This window comes from Streptomyces sp. NPDC050263, from assembly GCF_040655955.1.
Lineage (GTDB): Bacteria > Actinomycetota > Actinomycetes > Streptomycetales > Streptomycetaceae > Streptomyces.
Genome location: NZ_JBFAKW010000175.1, coordinates 1 through 16,681, shown reverse-complemented (window position 1 = coordinate 16,681; position 16,681 = coordinate 1). Strand labels below are relative to the sequence as shown.

Below are 16,681 nucleotides of genomic sequence, written 5' to 3'. Positions count from 1 at the left end.
CCGGGCGAGAGTCCTCGTAGCGGAGCTACTAGGGCTTTCGCCCGGTGCGGCGAGAGCACGCACCGGGCGTCGCGACGCCGCGGAGATCCATCAGAAGCCCCCTAGGGCTGGTCAGTTGCTGGAGCCGTGGCCGAGCTCCCACAGCTGGAGGGTCGCGGAGGAGTTCAGAACGTAGGCCGAGCCGGTGACGTCGTTGTTGGCGGCGACGTACTGCTTGCCCTGCCACAGCGGCAGGACCGGGACGTCCTCGGCCACGATGTCCTGGATCTTCGTGAGGGTCTTGGCGGCGCTGAGGCGGTCGGCCTCGCGGCGGGAGGCCGGGATCAGGTTGGTGATGATGTCGCTGTTGGCGTACGGGGACTTGAGGAAGTTGTCCTTGTCGAGGAACGGCGCGACGAAGCTGTCGGCGTCGGGGAAGTCGGGGAACCAGCCCATGCCGAAGACGGCGTACTCGCCCTTGCGCTCGGCCGGGACGAAGGTCTCCCAGGGGGTGCCCTCGATGGCGACGTCGAACAGGCCGCTGGCGTTGAGCTGCTTCTGCAGCGTCTCGAACTCCTGCTTGGTGGCCGGCCCGTAGTGGTCGGTCGTGTAGTTCAGCGTCAGCTTCACGGGGGTGCTGACGTCCGCGTCGGCGAGCAGGGCCTTGGCCTTGGCCTTGTCGGGTTCGCCGTAGGTGTTGATGAACGAGTTGGAGTGGCCGGTGAGGGAGGCCGGGACGAGCGAGTAGAGCGGCTCGGCCTGGGAGCCGTACACCTCGGAGACGAGCTGGGCGCGGTCGATGACCTGGGCCATCGCCTGACGCACGGCCTTGGTCTTGACCGTCGGGGCCGTGGTGTTGAAGGCGAGGTAGCGGATCTCGAGGCCGCTGATTTCGACCAGGTCGATGTCCCCGTCGGCGGAGGCGTCGGAGAGCTTCTTGATCTGCTCCGGGGACATGGTGCGGGTCATGAGGTCGATGTCGCCCTTTTCGAGGGCGGTGCCCATGTCGTCGGCGTCCTTGTAGGAGACCATGTCGACCTCGTCGTTGTTCACGCTCAGCGTCCCCTTGTAGTTGGGGTTCTTGGTGAACACGGCCTTGGTCATCTCGTCGCCGTCGGTCTTGGCCTCGAGGGTGTAGGGGCCGGAGCCGTCGACCGCGAAGCCGTCGCGCAGCTTGTCCTTCTCGTAGTCGTCGGGGTTGACGATGCCGGCGACCGGGGTCGACAACTTGAAGGGGAAAGTGGCGTCGGCGGTCTTGAGATGGAAGATGACTTCGTTGTCGCCCTGCGTTTCGATGGTGTCGATGGTCGACAGCAGGGCGAACACGCCGGAGTCGGCCTTGATGGTGCGGGCGCGCTCGATGGAGAACTTGACGTCCTCGGCGGTGATGGCGTCGCCGTTGGCGAACTTCAGGCCGCTGCGCAGCTTGCAGGCGAAGCGCTCGTTGCCGGTGTCGGTGAAGCCGCAGCTCTGGGCCGCCTCCGGGACGGGTTCGCCCTCGCCCTTGGGCTGGATCATCAGGGTCTGCACGGTCTGGCGCAGGATGTTCCAGGTGCCGACGTCGTAGGAGTAGGCCGGGTCGAGCGGGGCTGGGGCGTCCTTGGTGGCGGTGAACCGGTCGGTGGTGCCCACGACGATGGCGTCGCCGCTGTTGCTCCCGCTGTCGGACGCGCCGCAGGCGGCGAGTGCGGGCGCGAGGAGACCGGCCACGGCCGGCAGCACCAAAGTCTTGCGGTTCATGCTCGATTTTCTCCAGAGCTGTCGGTCCGTGTATCCGGCATGCAGGGGTGGCGCAGCGGTCACGGAGTTAGGGCGATGTTCTCGCGACGAGATTAGTCCGGACCGGCAGGAGGGTTCGCGGCGACCGGAGTTGAAACCCCATCACGCTGCGAGACCGGCCGCGGACGCACTGAACAGCCGTCAGCGGAAGGATTCGTACAGCCGTTCACCAATCGGGACACAAGGACGTGCAAAATCCCCTCCCGGACGGGCTGGATGCATACGGAGAGTCGGCTGTCGAGACCCTGTCAGGTGGGGAACGTCACACCTTGGACGGGGCTCGCACAAGGTGGAATTCGGCCGTCCGGAAGGGGTCGTCGAAGATCCGAATTCGACCGCGCGCACACCCGCCGAATTCCCTCGCTATCGGCGGTGCACGCTGGGTGAACGCCTATCGCATTTCCGTCATCGGAGCGGCATCAGACCGCGCAGAAATGTCAGGTCGATCTGTTCGAGCGACGGAACGACGGTGCGCCGCGGGGACGGTGCGATCGGTGCGACGGAGGGCACGGCGACCACGTGGCAGCCGGCCGCCTCCGCCGAGGCGACCCCGGTCGCGGTGTCCTCGATGACGGCGCATCTGGCCGGGTCCACTCCGAGTCTGGCGGCCGCGAAGAGGTAGGGGTCGGGGTACGGCTTGGTGCGGGCGACCTCGTCGCCGGCCACGCTCAGGCGGAAGTTCTCGGCCCCGAGCGAGGTCAGGACGCGGTCGATGATGCGTCGGTGGGAGGCGGAGACGAGGGCCGTGGGGACCTCCTGCTCGGCCAGTTCGGCGAGCAGCCGGGCGGCTCCCGGCATCAGGGGCAGGGCGCGGGTGATGCGGTCCTCGAACCCCTCGTTGAGCAGGACGGTGAGGTCGGCGAGGGCGATGTCGGCCCCGGTCGCCTCGATCAGGAACCCTGCGCTGCGGCTCATCGGGCCGCCGACCACGACATGACGCCAGGAGTCGTCGAGAGCGTGGCCGAGTCCGGCGAAGATCTCGACCTCGACGTCCCACCAGAAGCCCTCGGTGTCCACGAGGGTGCCGTCCATGTCGAGGAGCACGGCCTGCAGGGCTGAGCCCTCGGCCGTGCGGGTTACTGGCGCGGGAACCGTGCTGGTCATCCACGTACCTCCTTGAGGGACGTGCAGGCCGGTTCCCCGCTGTGGGGAACCGGCCTGCAGTGGACCGACCAGTGTACGACTTATCCGATCAGCCTGCTGATCGGCGCGCGGGCGGCGTCACCGTGCGTTGAAGTACTTCGCCTCGGGGTGGTGGATCACGATGGCGTCCGTGGACTGCTCGGGGTGGAGCTGGAACTCCTCGGACAGGTGGACGCCGATCCGCTCGGGCCGCAGCAGCTCGGCGATCTTGGCGCGGTCCTCCAGGTTCGGACAGGCGCCGTAGCCGAGGGAGAAGCGGGCGCCGCGGTACTTCAGGGCGAACATGTCCTCGACGTCGGCGGGGTCCTCGCCGGCGAAGCCGAGTTCGGAGCGCACGCGCGCGTGCCAGTACTCGGCGAGGGCCTCCGCCAATTGCACAGACAGGCCGTGCAGTTCGAGGTAGTCGCGGTAGGAGTTCGACTCGAAGAGCTTGGCGGTCTCCTCGCCGATGCGGGAGCCGACGGTGACGACCTGGAGGCCGACGACGTCCGTCTCCCCCGACTCCTCCGGGCGGAAGAAGTCGGCCAGGCACAGCCGGCGGCCGCGGCGCTGGCGGGGGAAGGTGAAGCGGGTGCGTTCGTTGCCCTGTTCGTCCAGGATGATCAGGTCGTCGTCCTTGGACACGCAGGGGAAGTAGCCGTAGACGACGGCCGCCTCGAGGAGGTTGTCGGTCTGGAGCTTGTCGAGCAGGCCGCGCAGCCGGGGGCGGCCCTCGGTCTCGACGAGTTCCTCGTAGGTCGGTCCGTCGCCTGCGCGGGCCTGCTTGAGGCCCCACTGGCCCTTGAAGAGGGCGCCTTCGTCGAGCCAGGAGGCGTACTCCTTGAGCTGGATGCCCTTGATGACGCGGGTGCCCTCGAACGGCGGCTTCGGGACGGGGTTGTCGGTGGCGACGTCGGAGCGGACGTGGCCCTCCTCCGGGCGCTCCTCGACCTCGACGTCGGCGGCGCTCGCGCGCACCCGGCGCTGCTTCAGCTCGGGCAGTTTCGCGCCGGGCACCCCGCGCTTGACGCCGATGAGGGCGTCCATGAGGCGCAGGCCCTCGAAGGCGTCGCGGGCGTAGCGGACCTCGCCCTGGTAGATCTCGTGCAGGTCCTGCTCGACGTAGGCCCTGGTCAGGGCGGCGCCGCCGAGGATGACGGGGTAGTTCCCCGCGAGGCCGCGCTGGTTGAGCTCCTCCAGGTTCTCCTTCATGATCACCGTGGATTTGACCAGGAGGCCCGACATGCCGATGACGTCGGCGCGGTGTTCGGCGGCGGCGTCCAGGATCGCGGAGACGGGCTGCTTGATGCCGAGGTTGACGACGGTGTAGCCGTTGTTGGACAGGATGATGTCGACGAGGTTCTTGCCGATGTCGTGGACGTCGCCGCGGACGGTGGCGAGCACGATGGTGCCCTTGCCGTCGTCGTCGGTCTTCTCCATGTGCGGTTCGAGGTAGGCGACGGCGGTCTTCATGACCTCGGCGGACTGGAGCACGAACGGCAGCTGCATCTGGCCGGAGCCGAACAGTTCGCCGACGACCTTCATGCCGTCCAGGAGGGTCTCGTTGACGATGTCGAGCGCCGGGCGGGTTTCGAGGGCCGCGTCGAGGTCGGCCTCCAGGCCGTTCTTCTCGCCGTCGATGATGCGGCGCTTGAGGCGCTCGTCCAGCGGGAGGGCGGCCAGTTCCTCGGCCCGGCCCTCCTTGAGCGACTTGGTCGTGGCGCCCTCGAAGAGCTGCATGAGCTTCTGGAGGGGGTCGTAGGCCGGTTCGTCGCCCTGCTGGGCGGAGCGGCGGTCGTAGATGAGGTCGAGGGCGGTCTGCACCTCTTCCTCGGTGAAGCGGGCGATGGGCAGGATCTTCGACGCGTGGACGATCGCGGAGTCGAGGCCGGCCTTGACGCATTCGTCGAGGAAGACGGAGTTGAGCAGGACGCGGGCGGCCGGGTTGAGGCCGAAGGAGATGTTCGACAGGCCCAGGGTGGTCTGGACGTCGGGGTGGCGGCGCTTGAGTTCGCGGATGGCCTCGATGGTGGCGACGCCGTCGCCCCGGGACTCCTCCTGACCGGTGCAGATGGTGAAGGTCAGGGTGTCGATGAGGATGTCCGACTCCAGGATCCCCCAGTTCCCGGTGAGGTCGTCGATGAGCCGTTCGGCGATCTCGACCTTCTTCTCGGGGGTGCGGGCCTGGCCCTCCTCGTCGATGGTGAGGGCGATCAGCGCGGCGCCGTGCTCCTGGGCCAGCCGGGTGACCTTGGCGAAGCGGGACTCGGGGCCGTCGCCGTCCTCGTAGTTCACGGAGTTGATCACCGCGCGGCCGCCGAGCTTCTCCAGGCCGGCCCGGATGACGTCGACCTCGGTGGAGTCCAGGACGATCGGCAGGGTGGAGGCCGTGGCGAAGCGGCCGGCGAGCTCCTCCATGTCGGCGACGCCGTCGCGGCCGACGTAGTCCACGCACAGGTCGAGCAGGTGCGCGCCCTCGCGGATCTGCTCGCGGGCCATCTCGACGCAGTCGTCCCAGCGGCCGGCCAGCATGGCCTCGCGGAACTTCTTGGAGCCGTTGGCGTTGGTGCGCTCGCCGATGGCCAGGTAGGAGGTGTCCTGGCGGAACGGGACGGTCTGGTAGAGGGAGGCTGCCCCTGGCTCGGGCTGTGGGTGGCGCTCGGTCGGCGTGGCCCCGTGGACGCGCTCCACGAGCTGTCGCAGGTGCTCGGGGGTGGTGCCGCAGCAGCCGCCGATCAGGTTCAGCCCGTAGTCGCGGACGAAGGTCTCCTGGGCGTCGGCCAGGCCCTCCGGGTCGAGCGGGAAGTGGGCGCCGTCCTTGGTGAGGATCGGCAGGCCGGCGTTGGGCATGCACAGCAGCGGGGTGCGGGAGTGCCGGGCCAGGTAGCGCAGGTGTTCGCTCATCTCGGCGGGGCCGGTCGAGCAGTTCAGGCCGATCATGTCGATGCCGAGGGGCTCCAGCGCGGTGAGCGCGGCGCCGATCTCCGAGCCCAGCAGCATGGTGCCGGTCGTCTCGAAGGCCATGGAGACCAGCAGGGGGACCTCGGCGCCGGTCGCCTCCATGGCGCGACGGGCGCCGAGGACGGACGACTTCGTCTGGAGGAGGTCCTGGGTGGTCTCGACGATCAGGGCGTCGGCGCCGCCGGCGAGCAGGCCCTCGGCGTTGGCCTGGAAGCCGTCGCGGAGGGTGCCGTAGCCGATGTGGCCGAGTGTCGGCAGCTTGGTGCCGGGTCCGATCGAGCCGAGGACCCAGCGCTGTCGGCCGTCGCGGGCGCCGAAGGCGTCGGCGACCTCGCGGGCGATGCGGGCGCCCGCCTCGGAGAGCTCGTGCACCCGTTCGGGGATGTCGTACTCCGCCATGGCGGAGTGGTTTGCGCCGAACGTGTTGGTCTCCACGCAGTCCACGCCCGCGGCGAAGTACTCCTCGTGCACCGAGCGGACGATGTCCGGCCGGGTGACGTTGAGGATCTCGTTGCAGCCCTCGAGGTTCTCGAAGTCCTCGAGGGTGGGCTCCTGGGCCTGGAGCATGGTGCCCATGGCTCCGTCGGCCACCACCACACGGGTGGCCAGGGCCTGGCGGAGCGCGGACACACGGGTCCGGCTGTCGGCGGAAGGGGTCGGCGGCACAGAGGCCATGGAAGGGCTCCCTCAGATGCGACGGCTGTCGGCTTTGCGTCACCTCAGGATGCGGGCAGAAACGCTTCCCGAGGAGCGCGCACGCCGTCAGGGTAGCCGGGACGGAGGCCTTATGGTCAGGGGCGTCCACGGGGCGGACGAGCCTGGCGGCCGAGCCGGGGCCCGGACAGGGTGGTGCGGGGCGGTGCGCCGCGCGCGGGCGACGGCCGCGCCACCGCGGGGGGACGAGTCGCGTGACACGAATCGACCGACCATTAGCGGGAGGTCGGCATGGACCGGTAGTGTTCGACATTGCCGAACGGTGGCAGTACATGCCGTGCGGAGACGGTCGTAAGGGGACGGAGGCAGGAGGGCGATGGCACGGAACATCCAGTCGGTCGAACGTGCGGCCGCGATGTTGCGGCTGCTCGCGGGCGGCGAGCGGCGACTCGGCCTGTCCGACATCGCCTCGTCCACGGGCCTGGCCAAGGGCACCGCACACGGGATCCTGCGCACCCTCCAGCAGGAGGGCTTCGTCGAGCAGGACGACGCCTCCGGGCGCTACCAGCTGGGCGCGGAGCTGCTGCGCCTGGGCACCACGTATCTGGACGTGCACGAGCTGCGCGCGCGTGCCCTGGTGTGGACGGACGACCTGGCCCGTTCCAGCGGCGAGAGCGTGCACCTGGGGGTGCTGCACCAGCAGGGCGTGCTGATCGTGCACCACGTCTTCCGGCCCGACGACAGCCGGCAGGTGCTGGAGATCGGGGCCATGCAGCCGCTGCACTCCACGGCCCTGGGCAAGGTGCTGTCGGCCTACGACCCGGTCGCGCACAGCGAGGTCCTGGAGGCCGACCGCAAGCCCTTCACGGACCGCACGGTGTGCGAGTCGGAGGCCTTCGAGCACATCCTCGACCTCACACGCGCGCGTGGGTACGCGGCCGACGTCGAGGAGACCTGGGAGGGCGTGGCGTCCATCGCCGCGCCGATCCACGACCGGCGGCGGATGCCCGTCGGCGCGGTCGGCATCACGGGCGCCGTGGAACGGCTGGGCCGGGACGGCGAGCTGCGCCCCGAGCTGATCGCGGCGGTGCGCGACTGCGCCCGCGCGGTCTCGCGCGACCTGGGCGCCGGGCGGTTCTGAGCGGTCCGCCGGGTCCGAGAAGCACGCCGCGTCTGAGAAGTGCGTAAGAGCAGGCCGGGACGTCGTTCGACGTTCCGGCTCTTGCCATACTCTGAGATAACCCCCTGAAGTGGACATTAAGGGCGAGAGTATGCGCACCGGCGCGAAGATCGATAGCCCACGGCGATCAATAACGATCGCATTTTCGATAACAGCACCCTTGACGCACACGTAACAGCCGGGCAAGACTCCCGTCCATCGGTCGACATTGTCGAACACCTAACGGCAATACGCGCTAGAGTGTGACAACGCCAAAGGCCGGCATCGCTCTCACCCCCGAGGGCGCTCGAACCCCCGGTGGGACCCGGGGTTCGGCTTCCCTGGACGAAGGACAAAGGAGTCGCGGGTGTCCAGCTCCGACATCTTCATCGGCGAGACCATAGGTACCGCCATACTCATCCTGCTCGGCGGCGGCGTCTGCGCCGCCGTCACGCTGAAGGCCTCCAAGGCGCGCAACGCCGGCTGGCTCGCCATCACCTTCGGGTGGGGTTTCGCCGTTCTGACGGCCGTCTACACCTCGGCGCCCCTCTCCGGCGCCCACCTCAACCCGGCGGTCACCCTCGCACTCGCGATCAAGGACGACGACTGGAGCAACGTTCCGGTCTACTGGGGCGGACAGCTGCTCGGCGCCGCCATCGGCGCCACGCTGGTCTGGATCGCCTACTACGGCCAGTTCCACGCGCACCTCACCGACAAGGAGATCGTCGGCGGTCCGGGCGCGCAGTCCACGAACGTGAAGGCCGTCGAGGCTCAGGAAGAGGGCGCCGGCCCGGTCCTGGGCATCTTCTCCACCGGTCCGGAGATCCGGGTCGTCTGGCAGAACCTCGCCACGGAGATCATCGGCACCATCGTGCTGGTCCTCGCCGTCCTCACGCAGGGCCTCAACGACAAGGGCAACGGCCTGGGCAACCTGGGCGCGCTGATCACCGCGCTCGTGGTCGTCTCGATCGGTCTGTCCCTCGGCGGCCCGACCGGCTACGCGATCAACCCGGCCCGTGACCTCGGTCCGCGCATCGTGCACGCCCTCCTGCCCCTGCCCAACAAGGGCGGCTCCGACTGGAGCTACGCCTGGATCCCCGTGGTCGGTCCGCTGATCGGCGGCGCGATCGCTGCAGGCATCTACAACGTCGCCTTTGCTTAAGAGCACCGCTTCGCTTAAGAGCACCGCGCTTTCACGGAACCTCGCAGCACGCGCCGTACGAACAGCCCTCAACCACGGAACCCCCAGGAGCACACAGTGACCGACGCGCACACCGCCGGCCCCTTCATCGCCGCGATCGACCAGGGCACCACCTCGTCCCGCTGCATCGTCTTCGACCGGGACGGCCGGATCGTCTCCGTCGACCAGAAGGAGCACGAGCAGATCTTCCCGAAGCCGGGCTGGGTCGAGCACAACGCCAACGAGATCTGGACCAACGTCCAGGAAGTCGTCGCCGGAGCCATCGAGAAGGCCGGCATCACGCGTGACGACATCAAGGCCATCGGCATCACCAACCAGCGTGAGACCACGCTGCTGTGGGACAAGAACACCGGTGAGCCCGTCCACAACGCCATCGTCTGGCAGGACACCCGCACCGACGCGCTCTGCAAGGAGCTCGGCCGCAACGTCGGCCAGGACCGCTTCCGCCGCGAGACCGGCCTGCCGCTGGCGAGCTACTTCGCCGGCCCCAAGGCCCGCTGGCTGCTCGACAACGTCGAGGGGCTGCGCGAGCGCGCCGAGGCGGGCGACATCCTCTTCGGCACCATGGACAGCTGGGTCATCTGGAACCTGACCGGCGGCGTCGACGGCGGCCACCACGTCACCGACGTGACCAACGCCTCGCGCACCATGCTGATGAACCTGCACACCATGGAGTGGGACGAGAAGATCGCCGAATCCATCGGCGTCCCGCTGCAGATGCTGCCGGAGATCCGCTCCTCCGCCGAGGTCTACGGCGAGGTCACGGGCGGCCGGCTCGGCGACCTCCTCGGCGGCATCCCGGTCGCGTCCGCGCTCGGCGACCAGCAGGCGGCCCTGTTCGGCCAGACCTGCTTCGCCGAGGGCGAGGCCAAGTCGACGTACGGCACCGGCACCTTCCTGCTGATGAACACCGGCCACAAGCCGGTCAACTCGTACAACGGCCTGCTGACCACGGTCGGCTACCGCATCGGCGACCAGAAGGCGGTCTACGCCCTCGAGGGCTCGATCGCCGTCACCGGTTCGCTGGTGCAGTGGATGCGCGACCAGATGGGCCTGATCTCCACCGCCGCCGAGATCGAGACGCTCGCGCTCACGGTCGAGGACAACGGCGGCGCGTACTTCGTGCCGGCCTTCTCCGGTCTGTTCGCCCCGTACTGGCGCTCCGACGCCCGTGGCGTCATCGCAGGCCTCACCCGGTACGTCACCAAGGCGCACCTCGCGCGCGCCGTCCTGGAGGCCACGGCCTGGCAGACCCGTGAGATCACCGACGCCATGACGAAGGACTCCGGCGTCGAGCTCGCGGCGATCAAGGTCGACGGCGGTATGACCTCCAACAACCTGCTGATGCAGACGCTCTCGGACTTCGTGGACGCCCCCGTCGTGCGCCCGATGGTGGCCGAGACCACCTGCCTCGGCGCCGCCTACGCCGCCGGCCTCGCCGTCGGCTTCTGGACCAGCACCGACGACCTGCGCGCCAACTGGCGCCGAGCCGCCGAGTGGACCCCCAACATGGCCGCGGAGAAGCGCGACCGTGAGTACAAGAGCTGGCTCAAGGCCGTCGAGCGGACCATGGGCTGGCTCGAGGACGAGGAGTAAGAACCCCACATGACCAGTCAGTCCACCCTGCAGTCCGTGCCTGCCCTCGGAACTCGCCCGGCGTCCGGCTCGAACCCGAGCCGTGCCGAGACCCGGGAGCAGCTCTCCAAGGCGTCGTACGACCTCCTCGTCATCGGCGGCGGCATCCTGGGCATCTCCACCGCCTGGCACGCCGCGCAGTCCGGCCTCAGGGTGGCACTGGTCGACGCCGGCGACTTCGCCGGCGCCACCTCCTCCGCCTCCTCCAAGCTGCTCCACGGCGGTCTGCGCTACCTGCAGACCGGCGCGGTGAAGCTGGTGGCGGAGAACCACTTCGAGCGCCGTGCGGTGTCCCGTCAGGTGGCCCCCCACCTGGCGAACCCGCTCACGTTCTACCTCCCCGTGTACAAGGGCGGGCCGCACGGCGCGGCGAAGCTCGGGGCGGGCGTCTTCGCCTACTCCGCGCTGTCGGCGTTCGGCGACGGCGTCGGCCACCTCCTGTCCCCGGCCAAGGCCGCGCAGGACGTGCCCGAGCTGCGCACCGACAACCTCAGGGCCGTGGCCGTGTACGGCGACGACCAGATGAACGACGCGCGCATGGCGCTGATGACGGTCCGCGGGGCCGTCGAGGCGGGCGCCGTGGTCCTCAACCACGCCGAGGTGACCGGCCTCAGGTTCACCAAGGGCCGGGTGACCGGCGCCGACCTCAAGGACCGCACGTCCGGCGACGAGTTCGGGGTCGACGCCCGGCTCGTGCTGAACGCGACCGGCCCGTGGGTCGACCACCTGCGCAGGATGGAGGACCCGAACTCGGCTCCGTCCATCCGTCTCTCCAAGGGCGCGCACCTGGTCCTGAAGCGGACGTCCGCGTGGAGGGCCGCGCTCGCGACCCCCATCGACAAGTACCGCATCACCTTCGCTCTCCCCTGGGAGGACATGCTGCTGCTGGGCACCACCGACGAGGAGTTCGAGGGCGACCCGGCGGACGTCTCGGTCACCGAGAAGGACACCGCCCAGATACTCGACGAGGCCGCGTTCTCCATCCGCGACCAGCAGCTGTCCCGTGATCTCATCACGTACTCGTTCGCGGGTCTGCGCGTGCTGCCGGGCGGGCCCGGCGACACCGCGAAGGCCAAGCGCGAGACCGTGGTGACCGAGGGCAGGGGCGGCATGCTGTCCGTCGCGGGCGGCAAGTGGACGACGTTCCGGCACATCGGCCGTACGGTCATGCAGAAGCTGGAGGCGCTGCCGGGCCACCCGCTGGGCGACGGCTTCGAGCCGATCTCCTCACTGCCGAAGAAGCTGCCGCTGCCCGGCGTCGCCAACCCGCGCGCGGTCGCGCACCGGCTGCTGGTCGACAACCCGGCGCCGGGTCCGCGCATGGCGGCCGACACCGCCAAGCACCTGGCCACGCACTACGGTTCGCTGGCGTTCGACATCGCCCGGCTGGCGAACGAGAACCCGGAGCTGGGCCGGCGCGTCCACCCGGACGCTCCGGAGATCTGGGCGCAGGTCGTCTACGCCCGGGACAACGAGTGGGCCGAGACGCAGGACGACGTGCTGCGCCGGCGTACGACGCTGACGATCCGGGGCCTGGCCACGGACGACGTCCGCGCGAAGGTGCAGGACCTGCTCGACAAGAAGTAGACGGTACGACGGTAAGGGGCGGCCCTCCTGGGAGCCGCCCCTTACGCGTGCCCGACTGTCAGTGCCGGGTGATTCCATGGGCGCATGAACATCGACGAGGCCGCCCCCGAGGATCTCGCCGTGCTGCGGGCCGCGTTCGGCGTGGACGACGGCGGGTCGGCGCTCGGCCGGGAGGCCGTGCGCGCCTTCGAGGCGGAGCACGGGATCGTGCTGCCCGAGCCGTACCGCACGTTCGTGGCGGAGATATCCGACGGGTCGTCGCAGGGGCCGCCGGAGTACGGCATGGTGGGGCCGGCCGAGCTGCCCTCCGACTGGCCGGACGACATGCACGTGCGCAGCCCCGGCAAGCCGTTCCCGCTGACCGAGGGCTGGTTGTGGGAGGAGGACGAGGGAGGGTACGACGATCCCGAGGCGGTCATCGAGCAGGTCGTCAACCACGGCTCGATCGTGCTGGGGACGGACGGGTGCGCCATGAACTGGCATCTCGTCGTCACCGGCCCCCAGCGCGGACACATCTGGATGGTCACCGGTGAGGGCGCAGTGCCGTTCGGCCCGGAGTCCGGTGCCACGACCTCCGAGCCCGGCTTCGCCGGCTGGGTGAAGCACTGGAGCTCCGGCAAGCCGTGGTTCGACGCCGGGTCGACCGAATCAGCCGAGTGAGGCCACGACCGCGCGCACCGCGTCGACGTCCGTCAGCTCCTCGCGGCGCACGATGAGTTCACGGCCGAGGAGCAGCGCGCGGCGGGAGGCGGGCACCGGGTCCGGCAGCGTCGTCAGGTCCGTCAGATGGGCGAAGCCGATGATGCGGCGGACGATCTCTGCGCCGGCGTAGCCGACGGAGTCGGTCCACAGGCGGCGCAGGAAGCGGTCGAGGTAGGCGTCGTCGAAGAAGGTGTCGACGCGGGTCGGCCACAGGCGGCGGAACTCGGTCTCGAACGCCTCCCAGGAGAGGCGGAGCTGTTCGGCGTGGTCGGACAGCGTGCCGAGCGCCAGGGCGCGTTCCTCCGAGACCAGCGCGTTGGCCCAGTACAGTCCGAGGTCGTAGCCGATGGGGCCGACGAAGGAGAACTCGGGGTCGAAGACCCGCACCACGGGGGCTCCTTCGCGGGTTCCGACCATCACGCTGCCGGTGTGCAGGTCGCCGTGGAGCAACGCCTGAGCGCTCGTCATGAAGGCGTGGCGGAGGTCGGCGACCTCGGTGCGCAGCCTCGGGTCGGCGCGGAACTCGGCTGCGAGGTCGTCCAGGCCTTCGTGCCAGTGGTTGTGTTCGTGCTCGATGTACGGCTCGGACAGCACGACGTCTTCGGTGATCTTGCAGAGTTCCGGGCTGACGGAGGCCGCGATCAGTGCCTTGCGGTCGGCGGACGGCATGCCGAAGTCGCTGGTGGCGAAGGCGAACTGGGCGACGAACTCGCCGATCCGCGCCGAGGTGTGCGGGCCGTAGGACGCGCCCTCGTTCAGGAGCGTGCGCAGGACCTCGAGGTCGGACATGTCCTCCATGACGAGGGCGTAGTTCTCGGGGTCGTAGCCGTGGATCGCCGGGATCTTGTCCGGGGCCACCTTGGCGAGCTGCTCGTAGGCGCGGGCCTCGGCGTCGGCGCGGTCGGGGTTCATCGGCCAGGAGGGGCCGGCGACGCGGACCCAGGGCAGGGCCTGCTTGACGGCGAGGCTGCGGACGCCGTCGGCGGAGGAGGCGAGGAACACGCGGTTCATGTTGCCGTCCGAGACCTCGCGAACCCGGATGTCCGCCGGGTCCGCCCAGCGGGCCGGGGTGACCTCGGCGCTGGACATGTACTGGTTCCACGAGGCGGCCGAGCGGGCGGCCCGCGAGGCGGGCTGGCGACTGCACACCGGGCCCACCTTCATGGACGTGCCCGAGCCGCCGGACGGCATCGTGTACGGGGACCGGCTCGCCTGGGCGCGGCGGGACCTGGAGGCACGCGGGCCGGCCGGGCACGGGACGCGGCCCGTCGTCTTCGCGCACTCCGCGTACACCCTCTCCCCCGAGCAGCTCACCGAGGTCTTCGCGCTGGCCCGGGAGTTCGGGGCGCTGGTGCACATCCACGCCGCCGAGAACGCCACCGAGGTCGCCACCGTCGAGGTGAAGCACGGGAAGCGGCCGGTGGAGCTGCTGGACTGGCTCGGGCTGCTCGGCCCCGATGTGCTGCTCGCGCACGCCGTCGACCTGACCGGCCCGGAGATCGCGGCGCTGGCCCGCACGGGCACGGCCGTCGCCCACTGTCCGGTGTCGAACCTGAAGCTGGGCTGCGGGATCGCGCCCGTCCCGCGGCTGCTGAGCGCGGGCGTGACGGTGGGGCTGGGCACGGACGGCGCCGTCAGCTCCAACTCGCTGGACGTGCAGGGGGCGGTGCGGCAGGCGGCGCTGGTGCACAAGGCGGGCGGCGACCCGACGGCGGTCGGCGCCGAGCAGGCCGTACGGATGGCGACGATCGAGGGCGCGCGGGCGCTGGGGCTCGCGGAGCGGCTCGGTTCGCTGGAGGCGGGCAAGCGGGCGGACCTGATCGTGCTGGACCTGGACGCACCGCATCTGCGGCCGCGCCACGACCCGTGGTCGACGCTCGCGTACGCGGCGCACTCGGCGGACGTGCGGGACACGGTCGTCGACGGACGGGTGCTGATGCGCGACCGCACGCTCACGACGCTCGACGAGCGCGCGGTGATCGCGGATCTGGAGGCAACCCTCTGATCTGGGCTCATCTGGCCGCATAATGGCGCTGAGACATCCGATGTCTGGACGTCGAACCACCAGGTACCACGAGGAACCACAGGGAGGCCGGCCATGGCTGTCACCGACGAGGCGATCGAGAAGATCAAGGGCATGATCGTCTCGGGTGCGCTGCGCCCCGGCGACCGGCTCCCCAAGGAGAGCGAGCTGGCCGCCGAGCTGGGCCTGTCGCGCAACTCCCTGCGGGAGGCGGTGCGCGCCCTGTCGCTGATCCGCATCCTGGACGTCCGGCAGGGCGACGGCACCTACGTCACCAGCCTCGATCCGCAACTGCTGCTGGAGGCGCTGAGCTTCGTCGTCGACTTCCATCGCGACGACACCGTCCTGGAGTTCCTCGCGGTGCGCCGGATCCTGGAGCCGGCCGCGACGGCGATGGCGGCCCTGCGCATCAGCGAGCAGCAGTTGGACGCGCTGGACGCCCAGTTGGACAAGCTCGGCGCCGAGCCGTCGGTGGAGGAGCTGGTCACCTGTGACCTGGAGTTCCACCGGGGCATCGTGCAGAGCGCCGGCAACTCGGTGCTGTGCTCGCTGCTGGACGGGCTCTCCGGGCCGACCACGCGGGCCCGGATCTGGCGGGGCCTGACGCAGGAGGACGCGGTGACCGGCACCCTGCGGGAGCACCGGGCGATCCTGGCCGCCCTGCGCGACCGGGACGCGGAGGCGGCGCGGTCGTGGGCGACGGTGCACATCGCGAGCGTGGAGCAGTGGCTGCGGTCCACGCTCTGAGGCCGGTGGGGGTGTTCGGGGGTGGCGAACGGGGCAGTGATCCGGTCACTCCCCCGTACAAGGGGGCTGCGGGCGCCCCCGCAGAACGCCGTAAGGTTGGGTGGTCAAGCGAGGGCACGTCGGAAGGAGGCGCTGGGTGATCGAGCTCGAGGGGGTTCCCGAGCTGATCGACCCGGTCATGGTGGCCGCGTTCGAGGGCTGGAACGATGCCGGCGACGCCGCCTCCACCGCGGTCGCGCACCTGGACCGGGAGTGGAAGGGCGAGGTGTTCGCGGCGCTGGACGCCGAGGACTACTACGACTTCCAGGTGAACCGCCCCACGGTGTGGATGGACGCCGGCGTGCGAAAGATCACGTGGCCGACGACAAGGTTGTCGGTCGTCCGGGTCGGCGGCGAGAAGCCACGCGACCTGGTGCTCGTACGCGGTATCGAACCGTCGATGCGCTGGCGCTCGTTCTGCAACGAGCTGCTGGGCTTCGCGCACGAGTTGGGTGTGGAGCTGGTGGTCATCCTGGGCGCCCTGCTCGGTGACACCCCGCACACGCGTCCGGTTCCGATCAGCGGCACCACGTCCGACGCGGATCTGGCGCAGCGGATGGACCTGGAGGAGACCAAGTACGAGGGCCCCACGGGCATCGTCGGCGTCCTCCAGGAGGCGTGCACGCACGCGGGCGTGCCCGCGGTCAGCCTCTGGGCGGCCGTGCCGCACTACGTCTCGCAGCCGCCGAACCCGAAGGCGACGCTGGCCCTCCTCAACCGCCTGGAGGACCTGATCGACGTGCGCATCCCGCTGGGCGAGCTGCCCGAGGACGCGCGCGCCTGGCAGGTGGGGGTGGACCAGCTGGCCGCCGAGGACACCGAGGTCGCCGAGTACGTGCAGACGCTGGAGGAGGCCCGGGACACGGCGGAGCTGCCGGAGGCCTCGGGCGAGGCGATCGCTCGCGAGTTCGAGCGCTATCTGCGGCGCCGGGACGGCGGCGGCCCGCCCGGGCCCGGGGAGCGCACCCGCCCCCCGAAACCGCCGAAAGCGAGCGGCGACACCCCCGACGACAATGATTCGTCGGAGGACTGAAGGGTCCAGAAAAGTACAGAAAGGGCCTCAAAAGGCCCTGGAAGCACCGACGGTGACTGA

At 69.9% G+C, this 16,681-nt stretch carries 11 protein-coding genes and 1 pseudogene; 8 read left to right on the top strand and 4 right to left on the bottom strand.

Annotation, left to right across the window (positions count from 1 at the left end):
* Nucleotides 1-111 precede the first annotated feature (111 nt).
* From AB0J04_RS42075 to metH, 3 genes are all read right to left on the bottom strand, one after another.
* Nucleotides 112-1,719, bottom strand: a complete 1,608-nt coding sequence (locus AB0J04_RS42075; protein ID WP_363173982.1) for an ABC transporter substrate-binding protein — start codon at nt 1,717-1,719, stop codon at nt 112-114.
* 444 nt (nt 1,720-2,163) lie between these two features.
* Nucleotides 2,164-2,862, bottom strand: coding sequence for an HAD family phosphatase (locus AB0J04_RS42070; RefSeq protein ID WP_363173981.1), 699 nt, complete (start codon nt 2,860-2,862; stop codon nt 2,164-2,166).
* A gap of 117 nt (nt 2,863-2,979) precedes the next feature.
* Nucleotides 2,980-6,516, bottom strand: coding sequence for a methionine synthase (gene metH / locus AB0J04_RS42065; RefSeq protein WP_363173980.1), 3,537 nt, complete (start codon nt 6,514-6,516; stop codon nt 2,980-2,982).
* A gap of 355 nt (nt 6,517-6,871) precedes the next feature.
* On the opposite strand from metH, the gene AB0J04_RS42060 reads away from it, so the two are divergent.
* From AB0J04_RS42060 to AB0J04_RS42040, 5 genes are all read left to right on the top strand, one after another.
* On the top strand, nt 6,872-7,636 hold the full coding sequence (locus AB0J04_RS42060) for an IclR family transcriptional regulator (protein ID WP_363173979.1): 765 nt from the start codon (nt 6,872-6,874) through the stop codon (nt 7,634-7,636).
* Between the two features lie 385 nt (nt 7,637-8,021).
* Nucleotides 8,022-8,816 carry an MIP/aquaporin family protein gene (locus tag AB0J04_RS42055; protein WP_363173978.1) on the top strand — a complete coding sequence of 265 codons (795 nt, stop codon included), beginning with the start codon at nt 8,022-8,024 and terminating at the stop codon, nt 8,814-8,816.
* A 96-nt stretch (nt 8,817-8,912) separates the two neighbouring features.
* A complete protein-coding gene (gene glpK / locus AB0J04_RS42050; RefSeq protein WP_363173977.1) occupies nt 8,913-10,451 on the top strand; it encodes a glycerol kinase GlpK in 1,539 nt (512 codons plus the stop codon).
* Nucleotides 10,452-10,460: 9 nt separating this feature from the next.
* Nucleotides 10,461-12,077: a glycerol-3-phosphate dehydrogenase/oxidase gene (locus AB0J04_RS42045; protein WP_363173976.1), complete on the top strand. Its 1,617-nt coding sequence runs from the start codon at nt 10,461-10,463 to the stop codon at nt 12,075-12,077.
* 84 nt (nt 12,078-12,161) lie between these two features.
* Nucleotides 12,162-12,737 carry an SMI1/KNR4 family protein gene (locus tag AB0J04_RS42040; RefSeq protein WP_363173975.1) on the top strand — a complete coding sequence of 192 codons (576 nt, stop codon included), beginning with the start codon at nt 12,162-12,164 and terminating at the stop codon, nt 12,735-12,737.
* On the opposite strand, the gene mtnK is transcribed toward AB0J04_RS42040, so the two are convergent.
* Complete coding sequence (gene mtnK / locus AB0J04_RS42035; RefSeq protein ID WP_363173974.1) at nt 12,726-13,868, bottom strand: S-methyl-5-thioribose kinase; 1,143 nt, start codon at nt 13,866-13,868, stop codon at nt 12,726-12,728. The two genes, AB0J04_RS42040 and mtnK, sit on opposite strands and share 12 nt — an antisense overlap.
* Between mtnK and AB0J04_RS42030 the strand changes: the two are divergent.
* The 3 genes and pseudogenes from AB0J04_RS42030 to AB0J04_RS42020 all read left to right on the top strand — a co-directional run.
* Nucleotides 13,840-14,784: pseudogene (locus AB0J04_RS42030) on the top strand (amidohydrolase); the annotation flags it as partial. The gene mtnK and the pseudogene AB0J04_RS42030 overlap by 29 nt on opposite strands.
* A 93-nt stretch (nt 14,785-14,877) precedes the next feature.
* Complete coding sequence (locus tag AB0J04_RS42025; RefSeq protein ID WP_363173973.1) at nt 14,878-15,549, top strand: FadR/GntR family transcriptional regulator; 672 nt, start codon at nt 14,878-14,880, stop codon at nt 15,547-15,549.
* Nucleotides 15,550-15,685: 136 nt separating this feature from the next.
* Nucleotides 15,686-16,621: a PAC2 family protein gene (locus AB0J04_RS42020; protein ID WP_363173972.1), complete on the top strand. Its 936-nt coding sequence runs from the start codon at nt 15,686-15,688 to the stop codon at nt 16,619-16,621.
* The last annotated feature ends 60 nt before the right edge of the window (nt 16,622-16,681 follow it).

What these genes read in the sequence shown, in the direction of transcription:
- AB0J04_RS42075 (WP_363173982.1), bottom strand. Translation starts at nt 1,719, where the DNA reads ATGAACCGCAAGACTTTGGTGCTGCCGGCCGTGGCCGGTCTCCTCGCG.
- AB0J04_RS42070 (WP_363173981.1), bottom strand. Translation starts at nt 2,862, where the DNA reads ATGACCAGCACGGTTCCCGCGCCAGTAACCCGCACGGCCGAGGGCTCA.
- metH (WP_363173980.1), bottom strand. Translation starts at nt 6,516, where the DNA reads ATGGCCTCTGTGCCGCCGACCCCTTCCGCCGACAGCCGGACCCGTGTG.
- AB0J04_RS42060 (WP_363173979.1), top strand. Translation starts at nt 6,872, where the DNA reads ATGGCACGGAACATCCAGTCGGTCGAACGTGCGGCCGCGATGTTGCGG.
- AB0J04_RS42045 (WP_363173976.1), top strand. Translation starts at nt 10,461, where the DNA reads ATGACCAGTCAGTCCACCCTGCAGTCCGTGCCTGCCCTCGGAACTCGC.
- AB0J04_RS42040 (WP_363173975.1), top strand. Translation starts at nt 12,162, where the DNA reads ATGAACATCGACGAGGCCGCCCCCGAGGATCTCGCCGTGCTGCGGGCC.
- mtnK (WP_363173974.1), bottom strand. Translation starts at nt 13,868, where the DNA reads ATGTCCAGCGCCGAGGTCACCCCGGCCCGCTGGGCGGACCCGGCGGAC.
- AB0J04_RS42025 (WP_363173973.1), top strand. Translation starts at nt 14,878, where the DNA reads ATGGCTGTCACCGACGAGGCGATCGAGAAGATCAAGGGCATGATCGTC.